At 73.2% G+C, this 22,859-nt stretch carries 20 protein-coding genes; 8 read left to right on the top strand and 12 right to left on the bottom strand.

Annotated elements, in window-relative coordinates; all coding sequences use genetic code 11:
• Window positions 1-68: 68 nt before the first annotated feature.
• Entirely contained in the window at window positions 69-1,064 is a 996-nt protein-coding gene (locus ACLHRZ_RS26155; protein ID WP_490420963.1) for an alpha/beta hydrolase, read from the top strand.
• The gene (locus ACLHRZ_RS26150; RefSeq protein WP_490420962.1) at window positions 1,057-2,187 is read left to right on the top strand and encodes an acyltransferase family protein; all 1,131 of its coding nucleotides are present in this window, start codon (window positions 1,057-1,059) and stop codon (window positions 2,185-2,187) included. The genes ACLHRZ_RS26155 and ACLHRZ_RS26150 overlap by 8 nt, the downstream gene beginning before the upstream one ends.
• 126 nt (window positions 2,188-2,313) lie before the next feature.
• Here ACLHRZ_RS26150 and ACLHRZ_RS26145 read toward each other — a convergent pair whose 3' ends face one another.
• Window positions 2,314-3,033, bottom strand: coding sequence for a VOC family protein (locus ACLHRZ_RS26145; protein WP_490420961.1), 720 nt, complete (start codon window positions 3,031-3,033; stop codon window positions 2,314-2,316).
• Between the two features lie 218 nt (window positions 3,034-3,251).
• Here ACLHRZ_RS26145 and ACLHRZ_RS26140 point away from each other — a divergent pair, with 218 nt between their 5' ends.
• Window positions 3,252-3,752 carry a hypothetical protein gene (locus tag ACLHRZ_RS26140; RefSeq protein WP_490420960.1) on the top strand — a complete coding sequence of 167 codons (501 nt, stop codon included), beginning with the start codon at window positions 3,252-3,254 and terminating at the stop codon, window positions 3,750-3,752.
• 10 nt (window positions 3,753-3,762) lie between these two features.
• Here the strand turns inward: ACLHRZ_RS26140 and ACLHRZ_RS26135 are convergent, their stop codons facing one another.
• Complete coding sequence (locus ACLHRZ_RS26135; RefSeq protein ID WP_490420959.1) at window positions 3,763-5,202, bottom strand: AfsR/SARP family transcriptional regulator; 1,440 nt, start codon at window positions 5,200-5,202, stop codon at window positions 3,763-3,765.
• A 104-nt stretch (window positions 5,203-5,306) separates the two neighbouring features.
• Here ACLHRZ_RS26135 and ACLHRZ_RS26130 point away from each other — a divergent pair, with 104 nt between their 5' ends.
• The gene (locus ACLHRZ_RS26130; protein ID WP_490420958.1) at window positions 5,307-8,318 is read left to right on the top strand and encodes an AfsR/SARP family transcriptional regulator; all 3,012 of its coding nucleotides are present in this window, start codon (window positions 5,307-5,309) and stop codon (window positions 8,316-8,318) included.
• A gap of 16 nt (window positions 8,319-8,334) precedes the next feature.
• Here ACLHRZ_RS26130 and ACLHRZ_RS26125 read toward each other — a convergent pair whose 3' ends face one another.
• The 5 genes from ACLHRZ_RS26125 to hrcA form a co-directional block, all read right to left on the bottom strand.
• Window positions 8,335-9,090 (bottom strand): helix-turn-helix transcriptional regulator, encoded by a 756-nt coding sequence (locus ACLHRZ_RS26125; RefSeq protein ID WP_490420957.1) that lies wholly within the window; start codon window positions 9,088-9,090, stop codon window positions 8,335-8,337.
• Between the two features lie 11 nt (window positions 9,091-9,101).
• On the bottom strand, window positions 9,102-9,851 hold the full coding sequence (locus ACLHRZ_RS26120) for a 16S rRNA (uracil(1498)-N(3))-methyltransferase (RefSeq protein WP_490420956.1): 750 nt from the start codon (window positions 9,849-9,851) through the stop codon (window positions 9,102-9,104).
• 4 nt (window positions 9,852-9,855) lie between these two features.
• Entirely contained in the window at window positions 9,856-10,929 is a 1,074-nt protein-coding gene (locus tag ACLHRZ_RS26115) for a nitronate monooxygenase (RefSeq protein ID WP_490420955.1), read from the bottom strand.
• Between the two features lie 75 nt (window positions 10,930-11,004).
• Window positions 11,005-12,141: a molecular chaperone DnaJ gene (dnaJ, locus tag ACLHRZ_RS26110; protein ID WP_490420954.1), complete on the bottom strand. Its 1,137-nt coding sequence runs from the start codon at window positions 12,139-12,141 to the stop codon at window positions 11,005-11,007.
• Complete coding sequence (hrcA, locus tag ACLHRZ_RS26105) at window positions 12,142-13,158, bottom strand: heat-inducible transcriptional repressor HrcA (protein ID WP_490420953.1); 1,017 nt, start codon at window positions 13,156-13,158, stop codon at window positions 12,142-12,144.
• Between the two features lie 191 nt (window positions 13,159-13,349).
• Between hrcA and ACLHRZ_RS26100 the strand changes: the two genes are divergently transcribed.
• Window positions 13,350-14,090 (top strand): MBL fold metallo-hydrolase, encoded by a 741-nt coding sequence (locus ACLHRZ_RS26100; RefSeq protein WP_490420952.1) that lies wholly within the window; start codon window positions 13,350-13,352, stop codon window positions 14,088-14,090.
• 33 nt (window positions 14,091-14,123) lie between these two features.
• A complete protein-coding gene (locus ACLHRZ_RS26095) occupies window positions 14,124-14,942 on the top strand; it encodes a DUF3097 domain-containing protein (RefSeq protein ID WP_490420951.1) in 819 nt (272 codons plus the stop codon).
• On the opposite strand, the gene ACLHRZ_RS26090 is transcribed toward ACLHRZ_RS26095, so the two are convergent.
• The 4 genes from ACLHRZ_RS26090 to lepA all read right to left on the bottom strand — a co-directional run bounded on the left by ACLHRZ_RS26090 (window position 14,939) and on the right by lepA (window position 20,838).
• Entirely contained in the window at window positions 14,939-15,505 is a 567-nt protein-coding gene (locus tag ACLHRZ_RS26090) for a Uma2 family endonuclease (protein WP_490420950.1), read from the bottom strand. The two genes, ACLHRZ_RS26095 and ACLHRZ_RS26090, sit on opposite strands and share 4 nt — an antisense overlap.
• Before the next feature lie 101 nt (window positions 15,506-15,606).
• Window positions 15,607-16,839, bottom strand: a complete 1,233-nt coding sequence (gene hemW / locus ACLHRZ_RS26085; protein ID WP_490420949.1) for a radical SAM family heme chaperone HemW — start codon at window positions 16,837-16,839, stop codon at window positions 15,607-15,609.
• Window positions 16,840-16,875: 36 nt separating this feature from the next.
• Entirely contained in the window at window positions 16,876-18,765 is a 1,890-nt protein-coding gene (locus ACLHRZ_RS26080) for an AMP-dependent synthetase/ligase (protein WP_490420948.1), read from the bottom strand.
• 204 nt (window positions 18,766-18,969) lie between these two features.
• The gene (gene lepA, locus ACLHRZ_RS26075; RefSeq protein WP_490420947.1) at window positions 18,970-20,838 is read right to left on the bottom strand and encodes a translation elongation factor 4; all 1,869 of its coding nucleotides are present in this window, start codon (window positions 20,836-20,838) and stop codon (window positions 18,970-18,972) included.
• 206 nt (window positions 20,839-21,044) lie between these two features.
• Between lepA and rpsT the strand changes: the two genes are divergently transcribed.
• The gene (gene rpsT / locus ACLHRZ_RS26070) at window positions 21,045-21,311 is read left to right on the top strand and encodes a 30S ribosomal protein S20 (RefSeq protein ID WP_490420946.1); all 267 of its coding nucleotides are present in this window, start codon (window positions 21,045-21,047) and stop codon (window positions 21,309-21,311) included.
• A gap of 211 nt (window positions 21,312-21,522) precedes the next feature.
• On the opposite strand, the gene holA is transcribed toward rpsT, so the two are convergent.
• A complete protein-coding gene (gene holA, locus ACLHRZ_RS26065) occupies window positions 21,523-22,509 on the bottom strand; it encodes a DNA polymerase III subunit delta (protein ID WP_490420945.1) in 987 nt (328 codons plus the stop codon).
• A gap of 66 nt (window positions 22,510-22,575) precedes the next feature.
• Here holA and ACLHRZ_RS26060 point away from each other — a divergent pair, with 66 nt between their 5' ends.
• The gene (locus ACLHRZ_RS26060; RefSeq protein ID WP_490420944.1) at window positions 22,576-22,857 is read left to right on the top strand and encodes a hypothetical protein; all 282 of its coding nucleotides are present in this window, start codon (window positions 22,576-22,578) and stop codon (window positions 22,855-22,857) included.
• Window positions 22,858-22,859: the final 2 nt, after the last annotated feature.

Genomic DNA, 22,859 nt, shown 5'->3' with positions numbered 1-22,859 from the left:
GAAACCCCCACCCCGATACGCCCAGCACCACCATGGTCCTGCCGGGCGCAGCCCAAGACCCTTGAAGGGTGATTCTCCAGACCCCCCGCCTGCGCCGCGCCCTGGCCGCAGCCGCGGTCGTGACCGCCGTGGCCGTCCCGACCGCCGCGGCCACCACGGCCCCGGACGCCCCGGCTTCGGTGCCGGCACCGAAGCCGGCCGCCTTCGGCCCCGCCGACACCCCCGCCACCCGCTACGCGGCCAACCGCACCACCATCACCGAGGCCGCCCGCATGGCCGACGCCCACGGCGATCACGGCCGGGCGGCCCGGCTGCGGGCGTTCGCCGACCCCGCCCGGCACTTCCTCGCCTTCGACGCCCGCGGCAGCGGCCGCGCCGTCGAGGTCCTCGGCGACCTCCCCACGGCCGACCGCATCGCGGTGCTGGTCCCCGGCGCGGACACCACCCTGGACACGTACGACACCCGCGGCGGCACCCCGTACAAGACCCTGGGCGGCAGCGCGGCCGCGCTCCGCGACGAGCTGCGCCGCCAGAACCCGGCGGCCCGGGTCGCCGTCGTCGCCTGGCTCGGCTACGCGACGCCGGGCACGGTGAGCCCGGAGGTGCTGACGACGGACCGCGCGGACGTGGCGGCGCGCGAACTGCGCGCGTTCACCGGCTCGTTGCACCGCTTCAACAAGAACGCGGCGATCTCCCTCCTGGGCCACTCCTACGGCTCCGTCGTGTGCGGCCGCGCCGCGAGCGGGCTCGCGGTGGCGGACATCGCCGTGTACGGCAGCCCCGGCACCGGCGCGAACAGCGCGGCGGCGCTGGGCACGCCGGCCAGGGTCTGGGCGGGGCGCGGCACGGACGACTGGGTCGGCGGCGTGCCGCACACCAGCGCGGACTTCTTCGGCACGACCGTCGGCTTCGGCGCCGACCCCGTCTCGCCGGCCTTCGGCGCGCGCGTCTTCGCGGCGGGCGACGGCGGGCACAGCGAGTACCACAAGCCGGGTTCACTCCCGCTGCAGAACCTGGCGCGGATCGCGCTGGGCAAGGAGCCGGTGGAGCGGTCCCATGGCTGACCTGCGCGCTCCCGTCCTGAAGATCGACGCCGCGACGCCGCCCGGCCGCGACCGCGCCGTGGACGCGCTGCGCGCCGTCGCCATCCTGGGTGTCGTCCTCGGCCACTGGCTGGTCACCGCGCTCGTCGCGGACGGCGGCGCCCTGCACGGGGCGAGCCCGCTGGAGCACATGCCGTGGCTGACCCCGGTGTCCTGGGCGTTCCAGACGCTGGCCGTGTTCTTCCTGGTCGGCGGCCAGGTGGCCGCCAAGGGCTACACATCGGCGCGCGCCCGCGGCACGGGCTACGGCCCGTGGCTGGCTGCCCGGCTGGCCCGTCTCTTCCGCCCGGTCGCGGTGCTGCTCGCCCTGTGGGCGGTGGCGGCGGCCTGCATGCTGGCGGCGGGCACGGGCCTGGAGACGGTCCACACCCTGCTGCAACTCGTCCTGTCGCCCCTGTGGTTCCTGCTGGTGTTCGCAGGGCTCACGGCACTGACACCGCTGGTGCGGCGGCTGCACCCGGTGTGGCCGCTGGCCGTGGTGGCGACGGTGGACCTGGTCCGCTTCGGCCTGGGCGGGCCCGCCTGGCCAGGCTGGGTGAACGTGGCGGCGGGCTGGCTGGTCCCGTACTGCGTGGGGGCCGCGTGGGCGCGCGGCGCCTTCGCCTCGCGGCGGAGCGGCTGGGCCCTGCTGGCCGGCGGGACGGCGGCGACGGCCGCGCTGGTCGCCTGGTGCGGCTACCCCGCCTCCATGGTGGGCGTCCCCGGCGCCGCGATCTCCAACCTCAACCCGCCGACCCTGGCGGCGGCCGCCTTCGGCCTGGCGCAGTGCGGCGCGGCACTGCTGCTGCGCGACCCCCTGCGCCGCGCACTGCACCGGCGCCCGGCGGTGTGGGCGGCGGTGGCGCTGCTGAACCTGTCGGCGATGACGGTGTTCCTGTGGCACCAGACGGCGATGATGGCGGTCACCACGACGGGCCTGCTGGCCGGTTCGTACCTGCCGGGCCTGCACACGGCCCCGGACGGCCTCGACTGGCTGCTGAACAGGCTCACTTGGATGCCCGCGTTCGCGATCGCGCTGCTGCTGTGCTGGTCGGCGTTCCGGGTGTACGAGCGGGCGAAGCCGCGTACCCCCGTTCCCGGGTAGGCGGGAACGGGGGCCGGTCGGCCGGGAGCACACGCCCTACCGATCCCCCCGTACTCGGTACGACGCGGCTTCCCGTTGCTCATCAGCCTGCCGGACGGCCCGGTTCCGCGCGATAGGAAGAAGTTCCTACACGCCGGCGCTCGCGTTCACCGCGAACCACGCCCCGAAGGGGTCCCGCAGCGTGGCCTGCCGGCCGATGCCCCGCTGGGACTCCGGCGGGTGGACCACGCGGCCCTTGTTCTCGATGGCCGCGGTCACCGCCGCGTCGCAGTTCCCGACCGCGAAGTAGGGCACCCAGCCCACGGGGGTCGCGTCGAGCGGCCGCATGATGCCGCCGTGCGCGCCCTCCAGTCCGCCGCCCCGCGGGGCGACCACGGTGTAGGCGGCGCCGCGTTCGAGGACGAGGTCGTGGGTGTCCCAGGCGAAGACCGCGCGGTAGAAGTCCTTGGCCGTCTCCACGTCGGGCGTGTAGAGCTGCGTCCACCACAGCGAGCCGGGGGCGTCGACCGCCTCCAGGCCCGGCCCCTCGCCGGGCTCCCGGGCGGCGAACCGGGCCCCCGCGGGGTCGGCGAGCCCGCCGGGCCCGGCGTAACCGCCCGCGCGCTCCACGGCCCCGGCCGTCGCCGCCGCGTCCGCTGTGCGGAAGGACACGGTCCAGGCGCCCCGTCCGGTACGGGAATCGGCCACGGCCCCCGCCACCGTCCGCCCCGCGAGCCGGAAGCAGGCCCCGGCGGTCAACTCCCAGCCCAGCAGGGCTTCGTAGAAGGCGGCGGAGGCCGCGGGGTCGGGCGTGCTCAACGCGATCCAGTTCGGGGTTCCCGGGGCGGATCCGGCGCTCGTCAGCATGCGGCCAGCATGGCAGTGCGGCGGGCGGATCCGCCATGGCGGAAGCGGTGTTGACCGGTTGTTAACCGGAAGCCGGTGTGCTTCCTTCCGCCGTCTTCCCCGCATGGCCGTCTATGGCCTGTTGACCGATTGTTGAACGAGCCGGGACACGCTCTTATGGCAACGCTTCGCTGTTGCCCCTTTTTGCCCGTGTGTCACTCGAAGAAGAGAGGCTCGTCATGAGCGCCATCAGAACCACCCGCTCCTCGATCGCCCGCCGTCTGACCGGCCTTGCCGCGTCGGCCGTGCTCGCCACGGCAGGCCTGCTGGCCACCGGCGGGACGGCGCACGCGGCCATCGACTCCGGCCACACCACCATCTGGAACGACGAGCCCCTCTACGCCGGCTGGCACCTGGACAACGGCCCGGCCCGCCTGATCATGCAGCAGGACGGCAACCTCGTCGCCTACGTCAACGGCTACCCGCAGTGGGACAGCAAGACGGTCGGCTGCGGCTACAAGGCCGTGATGCAGACCGACGGGAACCTCGTGGTCTACGGACAGGACGGCCACTCGTGCTGGTCGAGCGGCACCCAGCGCGGCGACCGCTCCTACCCGGTGAAGCTCCTTCTCGACTTCACCGGTCACCTGACCATCTACGGGGACAACGGCAGGGTCTGCCACAGCACGGCCCCGTACGGGCTCGTCCTGCCCTCCTGCGACATCCTCTGGTCGTCCTGACGCCCCCCGCTCACCCCCTGCCCACCCGCTCGGCCACGCTCGCCAGCGACCAGTGCGGCCGGGCCGCGGCCCGTACCGCCGCCGTCCGCAGCAGCGCCGGGTGGCACCGGCAGGCCTCCACCAGGGCGCGTGCGGCGTCCGGTTCGGCCTCGACGCGTGCCGCCCCGAGGGTGCGGACGAGCAGATCGAGCGCATCGCCGGCGGAGAAGGCACCGAGGGCGACCTGCCGGGCACCGGGGAGGAGCCCGGCCGGCGTCCGGCCGGTGACGAGGGCCGCGCAGCCGGGGTGCCGGGGGACGAGCGGGCGGATGCCGTCGAGATCCTGCACGTCGTCGAGCACGACCAGGACCCGGCGCCCGTCGAGCGCCTCCTGGTAGGCGGCGGCCAAGCCGGCCTCGTCCTCGGGCACTTCCCCGCCGAGGGCCCGGACGAAGGCGGCGAGGACCCGGGCGGGACGGACCGGCGCCGCGTGCGAGGCCTTCAGGTCGCCGTAGAGCTGGCCGTCGGGATAGGTGTCGCGCAGGCGGTGCGCGGCGTGGACGGCGAGCGCGGTCTTCCCGGTCCCGGCGGCGCCGTGCACCACGACCGGCGCACCGGCGGGCACCAGGGCCCGGACGAGCAGGGCCACTTCCCCGGCACGCCCCGTGAAGTCCACCGTGTCGGCGGGGAGATGGCGCGGGCGGCACGGAGCGGGCGCACCGGCAGTTCCATCGGCGATCTGCCGCTGCAGCCGCACCAGTTCGGGCGCGGGGTCGAGGCCGAGCTCCTCGGCCTGCCCGCGGGCGCGCTCGAAGACGGCGAGGGCCTCGTCCCGGCGGCCGCTGCGGGAGAGCGCGAGCATGAGCAGGGACTGCAACCGCCCCGAGGGGTCCGGCCCCGCGGCCAGCGCCGTGATCTCCGGGAGCACCTCGGCGTGCCGCCCGCGGGCGACGTCGAGGGACAGCCGCGCCTCCAGGGCCGCCGTGCGGCTGGCCTCCAGCCGCTGCCGGATCCGCTCGGCGAGGGGGCCGGGGACACCGTCCAGGGCGCTGCCGTACCAGAGGCCGAGGCCCCGGGTCAGCAGGGCGTGCGCGCCGTCCGGGTCGCCCTGCTGCCGGGCCGCGGCGGCCGCCTGGACGGCGTCGTCGAAGCAGTGCATGTCGACGGCCGCGGCCTCGGCGGCCAGCCGGTACCCCTGCCCGGTCTGGTGCACGGCCGCGGCCCCGCCCCCGGCCGCGAGCAGCTGCCGGAGCCGGTAGACATGGGTGGCCAGGGCGCGCTTGGGTCGGGCCGGCCAGCGCTCCTCGTCCTCGCCCCAGACGGCGCGCAGCAGTTGGCCGGTGGTGAGCGGCCCGCCCCGGGCCGCCAGCAGCGCCACCAGAACGGCCTGCTGCTGGGGCCGGCCCACGGGGTTCTCGGTGTCCCCCTGCCGGATCCGCAGCGGACCCAGCGTACGGAAATGCAGTGTCACGTCATGCCCCAAGCCCGTGTCGCTTCGACATCCAGGCGACCTGACATCCCATCATATGTGCGTAATCCATGTATGAGCTGTGCATGTCGGGGAGGGAGCGCACCATGACGTCGCACGAGGGGTCCCACAGCGGAGGCAGATCCCAGGAAGGGCCGGCGCACTTACTGGAGTTCGCGCTGCTGGGCCCGGTCCGCGCCCGGCGCGACGGCGCCGAGCTCGGCCTGGGACGGCCCCAGCAGCGCGAGGTGCTGGCGATCCTGCTCGCCGCCGCGGGGCGCACGGTGTCGGTGCCGCTGATCGCGGACGGGGTCTGGGACGAGGCGGACCGGCCGACCAGGCCGGGTCAGTCCGTCCGCACCCACGTCCACCGGCTGCGCCGGGTGCTGGGGCACTCCGCCGAGGCGCCGCTGCTGGTCACCGTCGGCGACGGCTATGCGCTGCGGGTGCCCGCCGAGGCCGTGGACACCTGGGCGTTCGGGCGGGCGGAGGCGGAGGCCGCCCGGATCCGGGCGGCGGGCGGCACGGCCGGGCAGGCCCGGGACGTCGTGGCGGGCGCACTGGAACTGTGGTCCGCCGAGCCGCTGGCCGGACTGCACGGCCCGCACGCGCGGGCGGTGCGCGAACGGCTCTGTGCCGTCCGGCAGTCGCTGCTGGAGACGCGCCTGGAGCTCGACGCCGAGCTCGGGGACCGCCCGGACCTGCACGCCGAGGCGGGCGCCCTGGTCATCGAGTACCCGGCGAGCCAGCGGCTGCGGGGCGTCCAGATGCTGGCCCTCCACCAGGCGGGCCGCCAGGCCGAGGCGCTGAGCGTGTACGAGGACACCCGGCGGTTCCTGGAGACCGAACTGGGCCACCTCCCGCCGCCCGAGCGCAGGCCCTGCCCGGCGCTGCAGCAGCTGCACCAGCGGATCCTGTGCGCGGACCCCGCGGTCCGGCCCGCCGGCGGACCCGCCCACCCGGCCTTCGACAGCATCCCCGCGGCCCACCGGCTGCCGTGCGGCATCGACGACTTCACCGGTCGCACCGAGGCCGTCGGCACCCTCACCGGGATGCTCACCCACCCTGGCACACAGGCCGTCGTGGTCTCCGCCGTCAACGGCGTCCCGGGCGTGGGCAAGACCACCCTCGCCGTCCACACGGCCCGCAGGGTCGCGGAGCGGTTCCCCGACGGGCACCTCTACGCGGACCTGCGCGGCGCCGACCGCGAACCCCTGGACCCGCAGGCCGTCCTCGCCTCCTTCCTGCGCGCCCTGGGCGTGCCCGACGGCGACGTCCCGGACGACGGCGACGAACGCATCGCCCTCTACCGCTCGCTGATGGCCGAGCGCCGGGTCCTCCTGCTGCTGGACAACGCGTCCTCCGACGGCCAGGTGCAGCCGCTGGTCCCCGGGACCGCCGGCAGCGCCGTCCTGGTGACCAGCCGCGCCCGGCTGACCGGGCTGGCCGGGGCGCAGCACCTGCGGCTCGACGTGATGCCGCCCGCCGAGGCCCTCGCCCTGCTCCGGCGGATCGTCGGCGACCGCCGCTGCGACGCCGAACCCGAGGCGGCCGCCGCGGTCGTGGCCGCGTGCAGCCGGCTCCCCCTGGCCATCAGGGTCGCCGCCTCGCGCCTGGCCGCGGAGACCGGCTGGACCCTGGCCGACATGGTGCGGCGGCTGGACGACGAGCACCGGCGGCTGCACGAGCTGTCCACCGGCGAACTCGCCGTGGAGGCCACCTTCGAGCTCTCGTACTCCAAGCTCTCCCCCGAACAGGCCCGGACCTTCCGGCTGTTGTCCGCGGTGGACGCGCCGGACCTCGGCGTGCACTGCGCCGCCGCGCTCCTCGGCCGGGACACGGAGAGCACCGAGGACCTGCTGGAGTCCCTCGTCGACCTCAACCTCGTGGAATCCCGCAGGATGGGCCGGTACCACTTCCACGACCTGGTGCGGGTCTTCGCGCGGGCCAGGAACGCCCGCGACGACACCCCCGCGGAGACGTCCCGCGCCTTCGCCCGCCTGCTGGACTTCTGCCTGGCCACCGCGCGGGCCGCGGACGCGGCTTCGCACTCGGTGGACCCGGCCGAACGCCGGCTCATCGACGTGCCGGTGGCCGCGGCCGGCCTCGCCTTCGGCACCGCGCAGGCCGCGACCGGCTGGATGCACGAGGAGATACCCGTGCAGCGGGCGCTGATCGACCGGGCCTGCGTGGACGGGGCCCTGCCGCTGGCCCAGGCGGCCGACCTCGTCGACAAGCTCAACAACGTGCTGCCCGGCGTCACCCACCAGACCGGGGTGATCGCCCAGGCCGCGCGGGTCGCCGGGGCCGCGGCGGCCCGCGGCGACCGCACCGCCGAGGCCCTGGCCCGCTACGTCCGCGGCAACGCCCTGTGGCACGCGAGCTCCTTCGCCGAGGCCGAGTCCGAACTCCTGCGCTCCATCGCCCTGTGCGCCGACGGCTCCGACGCCCGGCTGCGCGGCTGGGCCCACCTCACGCTGTGCGCGGGCGCCCGCGTCGGCGGCCGCACCGACGAGGCCGTCGGGCACGGCGAGGCCTCGGTACGTCTCTTCCGCACCGCGGGCGCCGGCACCGCCGAGGGCACCGCCCTGGGCGAACTGGCCTTCAACTACGCCCGGCAGGGCCGGCTCGCCGAGGCCCGCGCCGCGGCCGAACGGGGCGCCGGACTGGTCGGCGGGGAGCCCTCGGTGTCCAAGGCGATCGGCCTGTACTACCTGGCCCGGGTGCTGCGCCTGTGCGACGACGCCGACGCCGCGCTCCACCGCGCCCAGGAGGCACTGGAGTTGTTCCGCACCCTGAACGTGACGGCCTTCGAGGCGGCCACCGGCGTGCTGATGGCCGACCTCCACGTCCAGACGGGACGGCACCGCCTGGCGGCGGACGTCGCCGAGACCTTCCTGCCCGTGGCCCGCAGGACCAGCCCCGTACTGGAGGGCAGCCTGCTCCGCGCCCTGGGCTGCAGCCTCGACCACCTGGGCCAGCACACCCGGGCCCGCACCTGCCTGGAGGCGGCGCTGGACCTCTTCGAACAGCGCAGCGCGCAGGCCGACATAGAGCAGACGCGGGCGCTGCTCAGCGCCCCGAAGGGGCGCGGGGAACTGCGCGACCAGCCACGGTGAACCCGCACCCGAACGCTCAGCCGACAAGCCCGGACCGGCGCGCCAACTGCACCGTGGCCACCCGGTTATTGGTCCCGAGTTTCCGGTACACCTTCTCCAAGTGCCGATTCACCGTATGCGGCGAAATGGCCAAGCGCCGCGCCATGGCCTCCGTCGTCAGCCCCTCCGACAGCAGCCCCAGGACGGTCAGTTCGCGCGGGGTCAGCCCGTGCCCCGTCATCACGGGGGCGGGCAGGGTGGCGGTGCGCAGGCGGCGCAGTTCCCGAACGTGGTTGGCGACGCCGACGAGGAGCGGCTGCATGCGGGTGGCCAGGGCGAGTTCGCGGGGCCTGAAGTCGGCGTCGCGGCCCAGGACGATGTTGCGCAGGATGCCGTGCTCGCCGGGCAGCGGCACGCCCATCTGGTAGGCGGCGCCGAAGTCGCGGCGCGCCTCGCTGTACCACTCGGTGTGGCGCCAACGGGCGCAGATCTCGCTGACGTTGACCGGGGGCCGGTGCTCCAGCGGCCTGGTGTAGAAGAACAGCGGGTGACCCTGCCGGATCCGCCGCTGCACGAGGTCGCCGACATGCTCGCTGAGCCGCTCGGGGGCCCAGCCCTCGGCCTGCCCGGTGCCGTCGGCGATGCTGCCCGCCGTGTACGTCGCCGAGTGGCAGCCGAACGCCTCCAGCAGGTGGCCGGTGATCAGGTGCCAGGAGGTGTCGGTGTCGCCGTTCTCCAGAACGGCGACGGCGAGGTCGAGCATCCGCTCGTAGTCCCGGGCTCTCAGCGGCATGGCCGTCTCCCCTAACTCCAGCGGCCCGTCCGCCCCAGCAGCAGGGCCGCTGCGGCCGTGCCCGCCGTGGACGTGCGCAGCACGCTCGGGCCCAGCCGGTACGGGTGGGCGCCCACCTCGGCGAAGGCGGCGAGCTCCTCCGGGGAGACGCCGCCCTCGGGGCCGACGACCAGGACGATGCTGCCGGTCTCCGGGAGTTCGGCGGTGGCCAGCGGGGTGCTGCCCTCCTCGTGCAGGACGGCCGCGAAGTCGGCCTCCCACAGCAGCGCCGCGACCTGCTTGGTCGTCATCTGCCCGGCCACCGTGGGAAAGCGCAGGCGGCGCGACTGCTTGCCCGCCTCGCGGGCCGTCGAGCGCCACTTGCCGAGCGACTTCGCGGCGCGCTCGCCCTTCCACTGCGTGACGCAGCGCGCCGCGGACCAGGGCACGATGACGTCGACGCCGGTCTCCGTCATGGTCTCGACGGCGAGTTCGCCGCGGTCGCCCTTGGGCAGGGCCTGGACGACGGTGATCGACGGCCGGGGCAGCGGCTCGGAGCGCACCGAGGTGACGGCCACGTCGAGGTGGTCCTTGCCCTCGACGGCCGCGACGGTGCCGTGCACGCCCGTGCCCGCGCCGTCCGTCAGCACGATCTCCTCGCCCACCCGCAGCCGGCGCACGGAGACCGCGTGCCGGCCCTCGGGGCCGTCGAGCGGGAAGACCGTACCGGGGAAGACGCCCGTGAGGGCGTCCTCCTCGACCAGAAAGACCGGCGCTGTCATGGTTCTACTTGCTCCCTCGGTTCAACGGCGCGCTTGCCGCGCCGAGTTCGGCGACCAGCAGCTGCACGAGCTCGGCCGCCGGAAGTTCACGGGCCAGGCGGTGCCCCTGGCCCGCCCACAGGCCGAGGGCCTGCGGGTCGCCGGCCTCGGCGGCCGCCTTGCGCAGCGGGGCGGTCAGGAAGTGCACCTGCGGATAGGCGGCCGGGGCGTACGGCCCGTGCTCCCGCACGAATCTGTTCACCAGGCCGCGGGCCGGGCGCCCGGAGAAGGCCCGGGTGAGCTCGGTGCGGACGAACAGCGGGTCGGTGAGGGCCTGTTTGTGCAGCGGGTGCGCACCGGACTCGGGGCAGGCGAGGAAGGCCGTGCCCAGCTGGGCGGCGCAGGCACCCGCGGACAGGACGGCGGCGATGTCGGCGCCGCGCATCAGCCCGCCCGCGGCGATCACCGGGATCCGTACCGTCTCGCGCAGCTGCGCCAGCAGGGACAGCAGGCCGAGGCCCGCGCCGGCCCCGTCCGCGTGCGGGTCGTCGTGGTGGGTGCCCTGGTGGCCGCCGGCCTCGACGCCCTGGGCGCACACCGCGTCCGCGCCGGCCCGCCGGGCCGCCTCCGCCTCGGCGGGCGAGGTCACGGTGACGACGGTGCGGGTGCCGGCCGCGGCGAGGGCCGCGACGGCCTCGGGGGACGGGCAGCCGAAGGTGAAGGAGACGACCGGGACGGGGTCGTCGAGGAGGATGGCGAGCTTGGCCTCGCAGGCGTCGTCGGCATCGCGGTCCCACTCGCCGAGGGGGGTGTCGTACCAGGTGGCCTCGGCGGCCAGCTGCTCGGCGTAGACCTCGACCGCGGCCGGGTCGGCGGCGGGGGGCTGCGGCAGGAACAGGTTGACGCCGAAGGGGCGCGAGGTGAGCGCGCGGAGCTGCTTGATCTCCTCGTACATGGCGGCCGGGGTCTTGTACCCGGCGGCCAGGAAGCCGAGACCGCCGGCCTCGGAGACGGCGGCGGCCAGCGCGGGGCGGCTCGCGCCACCGGCCATGGGGGCCTGCACGACGGGGTGCGGGAACAGGTCGCTCAGGGGAGCCATGCCGACATCGTTGCACAGGCTCCCGATCACCGGGCGGGCCGGATTCTGCCCGTCCGCCCGGCGACCGGGGACGGCCTAGCGGCCGTTGAACGCATCCTTCAGCCGCGAGAACAGCCCCTGCTGGCCCGGCTTGAACTCGCCCATGGGACGCTCCTCGCCGCGCAGCTTCGCCAACTGGCGCAGCAGGTCCTCCTGCTGCGGGTCCAGCTTCCCGGGCGTCTGCACCTCGACGTGCACGACCAGGTCGCCCCGGCCGCCGCCGCGCAGGTGCGTGACGCCGCGCTGGTGCAGCGGGATCGACTGGCCGGACTGGGTGCCGGGCCGGATGTCGATCTCCTCGACGCCGTCCAGCGTCTCCAGCGGCACCTTGGTGCCGAGCGCCGCCGCCGTCATCGGAATGGTGACCGTGCAGTGCAGGTCGTCGCCGCGGCGCTGGAAGACGGAGTGCGGCTTCTCGTGGATCTCCACGTAGAGGTCGCCCGCCGGGCCGCCGCCCGGGCCGACCTCGCCCTCGCCCGCGAGCTGGATGCGGGTGCCGTTGTCCACACCGGCCGGGATCTTGACCGTGAGCGTGCGGTGCGACCGCACGCGGCCGTCGCCCGCGCACTCCGGGCAGGGGGTGGGGACGACCGTCCCGAAGCCCTGGCACTGGGGGCAGGGGCGGGAGGTCATGACCTGGCCCAGGAAGGACCGCGTGACCTGCGAGACCTCGCCGCGGCCGCGGCACATGTCACAGGTCTGGGCGGACGTGCCGGGGGCCGCGCCCTCGCCGCTGCAGGTGGTGCAGACGACGGCCGTGTCGACCTGGATGTCCTTGGTGGTGCCGAAGGCGGCCTCGTTGAGGTCGACCTCTATGCGGATCATGGCGTCCTGGCCGCGCCGCGTCCGCGAGCGGGGCCCGCGCTGCGACGCCTGGCCGAAGAAGGCGTCCATGATGTCCGAGAAGTTGCCGAAACCGGCGCCGAAGCCGCCGGCCGCACCCGCGCCGCCCGAGGAGGACAGCGGGTCCCCGCCGAGGTCGTAGACCTGCTTCTTCTGCGGGTCCGACAACACCTCGTAGGCGGCGTTGATCTCCTTGAACCGCTCCTGCGTCTTCGGGTCCGGATTGACGTCCGGATGCAGCTCGCGAGCGAGGCGGCGGAAGGCCTTCTTGATCTCGTCCGGCGAGGCGTCGCGGCGGACGCCCAGGACCGCGTAGTAGTCCGTGGCCACTTACGACTCCGCCAGGATCTGTCCGACGTAACGTGCCACTGCGCGTACCGCTCCCATCGTTCCGGGGTAGTCCATGCGGGTCGGTCCGACCACGCCGAGTTTGGCGACTGCCTCGTCGCCCGAACCGTAGCCGACGGCGACCACCGATGTGGAGTTGAGTCCCTCGTGGGCAATCTCATGACCGATGCGCACGGTCATCCGCGAGTCCTTGGCCTCGCCGAGCAGCTTGAGCAGCACGACCTGCTCCTCCAACGCCTCCAGCACGGGCCGGATCGTCAGCGGGAAGTCATGACCGAAACGAGTGAGGTTGGCGGTGCCGCCGATCATCAGCCGTTCCTCGGTCTCCTCGACGAGGGTCTCCAGCAGGGTCGCGAGCACCGTGGAAACGGTTCCGCGTTCGTCCTGCTCGAAGGACTCGGGGAGGTCCTGCACCAGCGGCGGCACATCGGTGAACCGCCGCCCCACGACCCGGCTGTTGAGCCGCGCCCGAAGATCCGCCAGCGCGTTCTCCCCGAAGGGCGCCGGGCAGTCGACCATACGCTGTTCGACGCGCCCGGTGTCCGTGATGAGGACGAGCATGATGCGGGCGGGAGCGAGCGAGAGCAGCTCCACGTGCCGCACGGTCGAACGGGTCAGCGAGGGGTACTGCACCACCGCGACCTGCCGGGTCAGCTGCGCCAGCAGCCGCACCGTACGGGCCACGACATCGTCGAGGTCGACGGCACCGTCCAGGAAGTTCTGGATGGCGCGCCGCTCGGCCGACGACAGGGGCTTGACACCCGCCAGCTTGTCGACGAAGAGGCGGTAGCCCTTGTCGGTCGGGATCCGGCCCGCGCTGGTGTGGGGCTGGGCGATGAAGCCCTCGTCCTCCAGGGCGGCCATGTCGTTGCGCACGGTGGCCGGGGAGACGCCCAGCCGGTGGCGCTCGGTGAGGGCCTTGGAGCCCACGGGCTCCTCGGTGCCCACATAGTCCTGGACGATGGCGCGCAGTACCTCAAGCCTGCGTTCACTCAGCACCGCGCGCACCTCCAGTCAGTGGTCCAGCCGTCTTGCGGGTTCTGCAGGGACCGTTCCTTGGCACTCAATGGTCACGAGTGCCAGATCCCTTCAGCCAGTGTACGGCCGGGCACCACGGCCGGGGCAAGGGCCGCCCCCGCCGCGCGCCCGCGGGCCGGGCAACGGTACCGCGCTGCGGCTACCGTCACCGCATGGGAACTCAAGGGGAAACGGGCGCCGCGGAAGCGCGCTGGGAACGGCTCGCGCCGGGCGTCGCCCGCCGCCGGATGCCGGGCTGGGACGAGACCATCGGGGCGATCGCGGGCAGCACGGGCGTGCTCGTCGTCGACACCGGGGCCACGCTGCACGCGGGGGCGGAGATCCGGCACGAGGTGACGGAACTCTTCGGTCTGCCCGTGACGCACATCGCGCTCACACATCCGCATTTCGATCACGTGCTGGGCACGGCCGCGTTCTCGGGCGTACAGGTGTACGGGGCCGTGGGTCTCGACGAACTGATGCTGCGCGAGCGGGAGGACATCCGGCGCTCCGCGGAAGCGCAAGGCGTGGACCCCGAGGAGGCGGCCGAGGCCGCGGACCTGCTGGTCCTGCCGCACCACCCGGTCTCCGGGGAGATCGCGGTCGACCTGGGCGGCCGGCGGGTCCTGCTGGCCAACGCCGGCCCCGGGCACACCGCCCACGACCTGGCCGTCCTCGCGGTCGGCCGGGACGGGGCCCCGGACGTCGTCTTCTGCGGCGACCTGGTCGAGGAGTCGGGCGAGCCCCAGGCGGGCCGCGACGCCCTGCCGCACGCCTGGCCGGCGGCCCTGGACCGGCTGCTGGCGCTCGGCGGGGAGGACGCGCTCTACGTGCCCGGGCACGGGGCCGTGGTGGATGCGGGGTTCGTGCGGAGGCAACGTGACGAGCTGGCGGCGCGCTTCGGTGTCGCGTGAGCGGGATCGTGATCATCAACCACAATGGCCCGCATGAAGCGCTACAGCCCTGACCTCACCCCACCCTGGAAGCGGACGGCGCCCGCGCCGGAGGTTCCGGCCGAGCCGGACCTCGTTGTGGAAGAGGTCACAACGGGCTTCTGCGGGGCGGTGATCCGCTGCGAGAAGACGGCACAGGGCTTGACGGTGACCCTGGAGGACCGTTTCGGGAAGCATCGCGTGTTCCCGATGGAACAGCGCGGCTTCCTGCTGGAGGGGCGGGTGGTGACGCTCGTCCGCCCGGCGTCGGTGCCGCCCGCCGCCCCGGCCCGCACCGCCTCCGGCTCCCTCGCCGTCCCCGGCGCCCGGGCCCGGGTCGCCCGGGCGGGCCGGATCTACGTCGAGGGCCGGCACGACGCGGAGCTCGTGGAGCGGGTCTGGGGCGACGACCTGCGCATCGAGGGCGTGGTCGTCGAATACCTGGAGGGCATCGACGATCTCCCGTCCATCGTCCGGTCGTTCGCCCCGGGACCGGATGCGCGCCTGGGCGTCCTGGTGGACCACTTGGTTCCGGGTTCGAAGGAGTCGCGCATCGCGGCGGAGGTGACGGGGGAGCATGTACTGGTGGTGGGCCACCCGTACGTGGACGTGTGGGAGGCGGTGAAGCCGGCGTCGGTCGGCATCGCCGGGTGGCCGCGCGTGCCGCGCGGGGAGGACTGGAAGACGGGGGTGTGCCAGCAGCTGGGGTGGCCCGAGAACACGGGGGCGGCTTGGCAGCGGATTCTGGGGGCGGTGCGGAGCTACAAGGACCTGGAGCCGGAGCTGCTGGGGCGGGTCGAGGAGCTGATCGACTTCGTGACGGTGGGGGTTTAACGCGGGTTGCCGGGCAGGGTCTTGAAGTCCGAGGTGTCCAGAGTGATGCCCAGCATTTCGAGGGGGACCGGGTCACCGAACTTGCTGGTGCGCACCGCTGCGTAGTCGGCTTGGTCCCCAGCGCCGACCGGCTCCGTGAGCAGCATGCACGTGGCGGCGAATGGGTCGACGATCAAGTAGGCGGGCACCTGCCCAGCCGCGTACATCGACCGCTTGGTGTTGTAGTCGCGCAGAGCGCTGGTCTTCGAGACGACCTCCAAGAGCAACGTGGCTGCCGCCGCGGGCACGAGCCGCCCGGGGCCCTCAACCGCACCTTGCTCCACCACCACGAGATCCGGTTGCGGCTCACTGTCCTCGCCCGGGATGGCGATGTCCTGCGTCTGGAGCGGCCACCAACGATCACCGGGGATCTGCCGCAGAACAGACAGAACGATCAAGTTGTGGACCACGTCGGGCCCCGCCATCATCACGATTTCCCCCCGCAGAAGCTCGACCTTGTACCGCTCGAACACCTCGGGGTGCTCGTCGATAAAGGCGATCATTTCTTCATCCACAGCGGTCATCTCCGTGGTCCTCCACATCCGCCGCGTGTCAGTTGACGGCAGCCTATGGAAAGCGTAGGCAGACGCACGGCCTATGCGCCCTTGTTCACCCGAACAGGTAATCAGTCCACCAAGTCCCGCACCACCGCATCCGCCAACAGCCGCCCCCGCAGGGTCAGCACGGCCCGCCCGTCCTCGTACGCCCCGGCCTCCAGCAGCCCCTCCCCCAGCGCCCGCTCCGCCGCCGCGCGCCCCGCCGGCTTCAGCAGCCCCAGCGGACACCCGTCCACCAGCCGCAGCTCCAGCAGCACCCGCTCCACGCGCCGGTCCTCCTCCGGCAGCACTTCCCGCCCCGCCCCCGGGGAACGGCCCTCGCTCAGCGCCTGCGCGTACGCACCCGGGTGCTTGACGTTCCACCAGCGCACCCCGCCCACGTGCGAGTGGGCGCCGGGGCCCGCGCCCCACCAGTCGGCGCCGCGCCAGCACAGCTCGTTGTGCCGGCAGCGGCCGGCCTCGCTCGTGGCCCAGTTCGAGACCTCGTACCAGGCGAAGCCCGCCGCCGACAGCGCCTCCTCCGCGATCAGGTAGCGGTCGGCGTGCACGTCGTCGTCCGTCATCGGGACCTCGCCGCGCCGGATGCGGCGCGCCAGCTGCGTGCCCTCCTCCACGATCAGCGCGTACGCCGAGACGTGGTCCGGACCGGCTCCGACGGCGGCGTCCAGGGAGGCCCGCCAGTCCTCGTCGGTCTCCCCCGGCGTGCCGTAGATCAGGTCGAGGTTGACGTGGTCGAAGCCCGCCGCACGGGCCTCGGCCACGCACGCCTCGGGGCGGCCGGGCGTGTGCGTGCGGTCGAGGATCTTCAGCACGTGCTGCCGGGCGCTCTGCATGCCGAAGGAGACCCGGTTGAAGCCGGCCTCCCGCAGCTCCGCCAGGTAGCGCGGGTCGACGGACTCGGGGTTGGCCTCCGTGGTGATCTCGGCGCCGGGCGCCAGGCCGAACTCCTCGCGGATCGCGGCCAGCATCCGGCCGAGGTCGGCGGCGGGCAGCAGGGTGGGCGTGCCGCCGCCGATGAAGACGGTCTCGACCGGGCGCGGGTCGTCGCCCAGCACCTTCCGGGCGAGGCGGATCTCCTCGGCCAGCGTGTCCGCGTAGTTGTCGCGGGAGGCCAGGGCGCCGCCGGAGCCGCGCAGCTCGCTCGCGGTGTAGGTGTTGAAGTCGCAGTACCCGCAGCGCGTGGCGCAGTAGGGGACGTGCAGGTAGAACCCGAGCGGCCGCTGCCCGGCGCCGTCGAGGGCGTGGCGGGGCAGCGTCCCGTCCGCGGGCATGGGCTCGCCGTCAGGCAGTACGGAAGGCATGCCCCCATTGTCCGGCATCCGGCGCCGGACCCGTCCTCACTGCTCGCGGGCGCCCTCGTACATCTCCTCGATCAGGTTCTTGTACGCGCGCTCGACCACCGGCCGCTTGAGCTTGAGGCTCGGGGTCAGCTCGCCGTGCTCGATGTCGAGGTCGCGCGGCAGCAGCCGGAACTTCTTGATCGTCTGCCAGCGCTGCAGTCCCTCGTTGAGGCGGCGCACGTAGCCGTCGATGAGCTCCTCGGTCTCCTTCGCGGCGACCACCTCCGCGTAGGGGCGGCCCTCCAGGCCGTGCTCCTTGGCCCAGCCCAGGATGGCGGGCTCGTCGAGGGCGATGAGCGCGGTGCAGTAGTTCCGGTCGGCGCCGTGGACGAGGATGTTGGAGACGAACGGGCACACGGCCTTGAACCGGCCCTCGATCTCGGCGGGGGCGATGTACTTGCCGCCCGAGGTCTTGATCAGGTCCTTCTTGCGGTCGGTGATGCGCAGGTAGCCGTCCGGGGAGAGCTCGCCGATGTCGCCGGTGTGGAACCAGCCGTCGGACTCCAGGACCTCGGCGGTGCGCTCGGGCTGCCCGTGGTAGGCCTCCATCACGCCGGGGCTGCGCAGCAGGATCTCCCCGTCGTCGGCGATGCGGACCTCGGTGCCGGGCAGCGGCTTGCCGACGGTGCCGGTGCGGTAGGCCTCGCCGGGGTTGACGAAGCTGGCGGCGCTGGTCTCGGTGAGGCCGTAGCCCTCCAGGATGTGGATGCCGGCGCCGGCGAAGAAGTAGCCGATGTCGGGGGCGAGGGCGGAGGCGCCGGAGATGCAGGCGCGCAGCCGGCCGCCGAAGGCCGCGCGGATCTTGGTGTAGACGAGGGCGTCGGCGATCCGGTGCCGGGCGGCGAGGCCGAAGGGGACGGCCTTGCTGCCGGTGCGGCGGAAGTTGTCCTGCTGCGCCTTGGCGTACTCGCGGGCGGTGTCCGCGGCCCAGCGGAAGATCTTGTACTGGGCGCCGCCGCCCGCGCGGGCCTTGGTGGCGACGCCGTTGTAGACCTTCTCGAAGATGCGCGGCACGGCGGCCATGTAGGTGGGCCGGACGACGGGCAGATTCTCGATGATCTTGTCGACGCGGCCGTCGACGGCGGTGACGTGCCCGACGCTGATCTGCCCGGTGGTGAGCACCTTGCCGAAGACGTGCGCGAGGGGCAGCCACAGGTACTGCACGTCGTCGGGGCGCACCAGCTGGGTGGCCTCGATGGCGCGGGACATGTAGGCCCAGGCGTCGTGCCGCAGCCGTACGCCCTTGGGGCGGCCGGTGGTGCCCGAGGTGTAGATCAGGGTGGCGAGCTGCTCGGGGCGCAGGGCGGCGATCCGGTCGGTGACGGCGTCGGGGTGGGCCTTGAGGTACTCGGCGCCGCGGCGCTCCAGCTCGGCGAGGGAGAGGACCCAGTCCTCGGGGTCGTCCTCGTCCGCCGGGACGTCCGTCTCGTCGATCACCACGACATGGGCGAGCGCGGGGAGTTCGGCGCGGTGCCGGCGGGCCTTGGCGAGCTGGGCGGCGTCCTCGGCGATGAGGACGCGGCTCTCGGAGTCGGCGAGCATGTACGCCGACTCCTCGGCGTTGGTGCTCGGGTAGACGGGCGTGGTGGCGGCGCCCGCGCACATGATGCCGAGGTCGGCGAGGATCCACTCGACCCGGGTGGAGGAGGCGAGGGCGACCCGCTCCTCGGGCTGCACCCCGAGGGTGATCAGGCCGGCGGCGGCGGCGAGGACCCGGTCGGCGGCCTGGCGCCAGGTGAGCGAGGCCCAGTCGTCGGGGCCCTGGCCGGAGGGAGCCGGCACCGGGTGGCGGTAGGCCTCCGCATCCGGTGTGGCAGCGACCCGTTCGAGGAACAGCGACGCCACGGAGGGCGGCCGGTTCTCGATCAACGTCTGTGTCTCCGTCACGGCATCCTCCGGGGTCCCGCTTCGTTGCTGGTGACTCGTGAGTAACCTTCCAAACAGTGATCAGACTAGAGCCGTTGGGCCCATGGCGTAAGAGCTGAAGAAAGCCTTGTTGAAGCTGTGACCGGCGGGACGGATGTCCCCGAATACGGCAATTGCCCGCCCCGGTACGGGACGGGCAATTGCCGTGCGGAGCGGCCCGGGGCGTTACTTCTTGCCCTTCTCGCCGCCGCCGTCGTCGGTGGACAGCACCGCGATGAAGGCCTCCTGCGGGACCTCCACGTTGCCCACCATCTTCATCCGCTTCTTGCCTTCCTTCTGCTTCTCCAGCAGCTTCCGCTTACGGGAGATGTCACCGCCGTAGCACTTGGCGAGGACGTCCTTGCGGATCGCGCGGACCGTCTCACGGGCGATGACCCGGGAGCCGATGGCGGCCTGGATCGGCACCTCGAAGTTCTGCCGCGGGATGAGCTCGCGCAGCTTGGCGACCAGCCGCACGCCGTACGCGTACGCCTTGTCCTTGTGCGTGATCGCGGAGAACGCGTCGACCTTGTCGCCGTGCAGCAGGATGTCGACCTTGACAAGATCGGACATCTGCTCGCCGGTGGGCTCGTAGTCCAGCGAGGCGTAGCCGCGGGTCTTGGACTTCAGCTGGTCGAAGAAGTCGAAGACGACCTCGGCGAGGGGCAGCGTGTAGCGGATCTCGACGCGGTCCTCGGAGAGGTAGTCCATGCCCAGCAGGACACCGCGGCGGGTCTGGCACAGCTCCATGATCGCGCCGATGAACTCGCTGGGCGCCAGGATCGTGGCCCGGACGACCGGCTCGTGCACCTCGGCGATCTTGCCGGTGGGGAACTCGCTCGGGTTGGTCACCTCGTGCTCGACGCCGTCCTCCATGAGGACGCGGTAGACCACGTTCGGCGCGGTGGCGATCAGGTCGAGGCCGAACTCGCGCTCCAGGCGCTCGCGGATGACCTCCAGGTGCAGCAGGCCCAGGAAGCCGACGCGGAAGCCGAAGCCGAGCGCGGCGGAGGTCTCCGGCTCGTAGACCAGGGCGGCGTCGTTGAGCTGCAGCTTGTCCAGGGCCTCGCGGAGCTCCGGGTAGTCCGAGCCGTCCAGCGGGTAGAGGCCGGAGAACACCATCGGCTTGGGGTCCTTGTAGCCGCCGAGCGCGTCGGTGGCACCGCCCTGGTACTGGGTGATGGTGTCGCCGACCTTGGACTGGCGGACGTCCTTCACACCCGTGATCAGGTAGCCCACCTCACCGACGGACAGGCCGTCGGCCGGGAGCATCTCGGGCGAGTTGGTACCGATCTCCAGCAGCTCGTGGGCGGCGCCGGTGGACATCATCCGGATGCGCTCGCGCTTCTTGAGCGTGCCGTCGACGACCTTCACGTACGTCACCACGCCGCGGTAGGCGTCATAGACCGAGTCGAAGATCATCGCGCGGGCGGGGGCGTCCTTGACGCCGACCGGGGCCGGGACGTCGCGGATGACGCGGTCCAGCAGCTCCGGGACGCCGACGCCGGTCTTGGCGGAGACCTTGAGTACGTCGGACGGGTCGCAGCCGACGAGGTTCGCCAGCTCGGCGGCGAACTTCTCGGGCTGGGCGGCCGGCAGGTCGATCTTGTTGAGGACCGGGATGATCGTGAGGTCGTTCTCCATCGCCAGGTAGAGGTTGGCGAGGGTCTGGGCCTCGATGCCCTGGGCGGCGTCCACCAGGAGGATGCAGCCCTCGCACGCGGCGAGGGAGCGGGAGACCTCGTAGGTGAAGTCGACGTGACCCGGGGTGTCGATCATGTTGAGGATGTGGGTCGTCCTCGACTCGTCCTCGGACGGGGCCCAGGGGAGACGGACCGCCTGCGACTTGATCGTGATGCCGCGCTCGCGCTCGATGTCCATCCGGTCGAGGTACTGCGCACGCATCTGCCGCGAGTCGACCACACCGGTCAGCTGGAGCATCCGGTCGGCAAGCGTCGACTTGCCGTGGTCGATGTGCGCGATGATGCAGAAGTTGCGGATCAGAGCCGGGTCGGTACGGCTCGGCTCGGGCACGTTGGTAGGGGTCGCGGGCACGCAGGATCCATTCGGTGACTTCGGCGTTTGCACGCCAGCCTCGGCGGGAGTCGGGTATACGACCCCTCCATGCTCCCATGAGCGGCGGCGACCGTCCGGTTTGGGCGGCCCGAGCCCCTGCTGGTAGCCTGGTCCACTGTGCCTGGCGTGCCCTCTACACGCCGCGGGCGCATTCGAACTCCAACGAACCTGAAAAGGCTCTTTTCGTGGCGAACATCAAGTCCCAGATCAAGCGGAACAAGACCAACGAGAAGGCGCGCCTGCGCAACAAGGCCGTCAAGTCCTCGGTCAAGACCGTCGTCCGCGCTGCCCGCGAGGCCATCGCCGCCGGTGACGCCGCCAAGGCCACCGCCGCCGTCGCCCTGGCCGGCAAGAAGCTGGACAAGGCCGTCAGCAAGGGTGTTCTGCACAAGAACGCCGCCGCCAACAAGAAGTCGGCGCTGGCCAAGCAGGCTGCGGGCATCCAGGCCTGACCCCCTTCCGGGGCTCGCCCCGGACCCCGTCGGTACGGGTCAGCGGACCCTCTCAACCGCTCCGGACCGGCATCCCGTGCCGCACACGGACGTTCGCCACGTGCGTGCGGCACCCTGAACGATCTCGAAGGCCCTGCGCCTGCCCCTTCCCCGGGGCGGGCACGGGGCCTTCGGGCATTCCGGGGGCCGGCCGGGCCCCCGGACCCGTCGGTCAGCGCCTGCTGCGTGCCGCTCGCGCCACCGCGACCACTGCCTTCTCCAGGGCGTACTCCGGATCGTCGCCGCCGCCCTTGACGCCGGCGTCCGCCTCCGCGACCGCCCGCAGCGCGACCGCCACGCCGTCCGCCGACCAGCCGCGCATCTGCTGCCGCACCCGGTCGATCTTCCACGGCGGCATGCCCAGCTCCCGCGCCAGATCCCCGGGACGGGCCCCCCGCGGGGCGGAGGCCAGCTTGCCGATGGAGCGGACGCCCTGGGCCAGGGCACTGGTGATCAGGACGGGCGCGACGCCGGTGGCCATCGCCCAGCGCAGGGCCTCCAGGGCCTCCGCCGCCCGGCCCTCCACCGCCCGGTCCGCGACCGTGAAGCTGGAGGCCTCCGCGCGGCCCGTGTAGTAGCGGGCGACCACGGCCTCGTCGATGACGCCCTCGATGTCGGCGGTCAGCTGGGCGCACGCGCTCGCCAGCTCCCGCAGGTCGCTGCCGATCGCATCCACCAGGGACTGGCACGCCTCCGGGGTCGCCGAGCGGCCCAGCGTGCGGAACTCCCCGCGGACGAAGGCCAGACGGTCGGCCGGCTTGGTCATCTTCGGGCAGGCGACCTCCCGGGCCCCGGCCTTGCGGGCCGCGTCCAGCAGGGCCTTGCCCTTGGCGCCGCCCGCATGCAGCAGCACCAGCGTGATCTCCTCGGCGGGCGCGCCGAGATAGCCCTTCACGTCCTTCACGGTGTCCGCCGAGAGGTCCTGCGCATTGCGCACGACCACGACCTTGCGCTCGGCGAAGAGCGACGGGCTCGTCAACTCCGCGAGGGTGCCGGGCTGGAGGGCGTCGGGCGCGAGGTCCCGCACATCGGTGTCCGCATCGGCGGCGCGGGCCGCCGCGACCACCTCCTGCACGGCGCGGTCGAGGAGGAGATCCTCCTGGCCCACGGCGAGCGTGACGGGGGCGAGGGGGTCGTCGGTAACTGTCTTCCTGGCCATCGTGTCCAGCATCCCATGCGCCGGTGACAGACCCCCCTCGCCGGTCTCCGGAGCATGCCGCACAATATGCGAGTGAGCAGCACTTTCTCCTCCTACAGAGCCTCAGATTCCGTTCGTCACCTGCTGGTGCTCCCCGACCGCGACGCGGCCGAGGAGGCGGCCGAGGAGGCCGCCTCGCGCCTCGGACTGGACGACGACCCCCAGGTCGTGCGCGAAGCCCTCGCCGGTGAGGACGACGCCGAGGACGCCCAGTGGCTGGTCGTCGTGGAGGACCCCGACGGCGACCTGGACGTCTCCGCCCTGCGCGAGCTCGCCGAGGAGTACGACGGCTGGCTCGAGGCGGAGTGACC

This window comes from Streptomyces sp. AM25, assembly GCF_058146165.1.
This window is presented reverse-complemented; position numbering and strand designations above follow the sequence as displayed.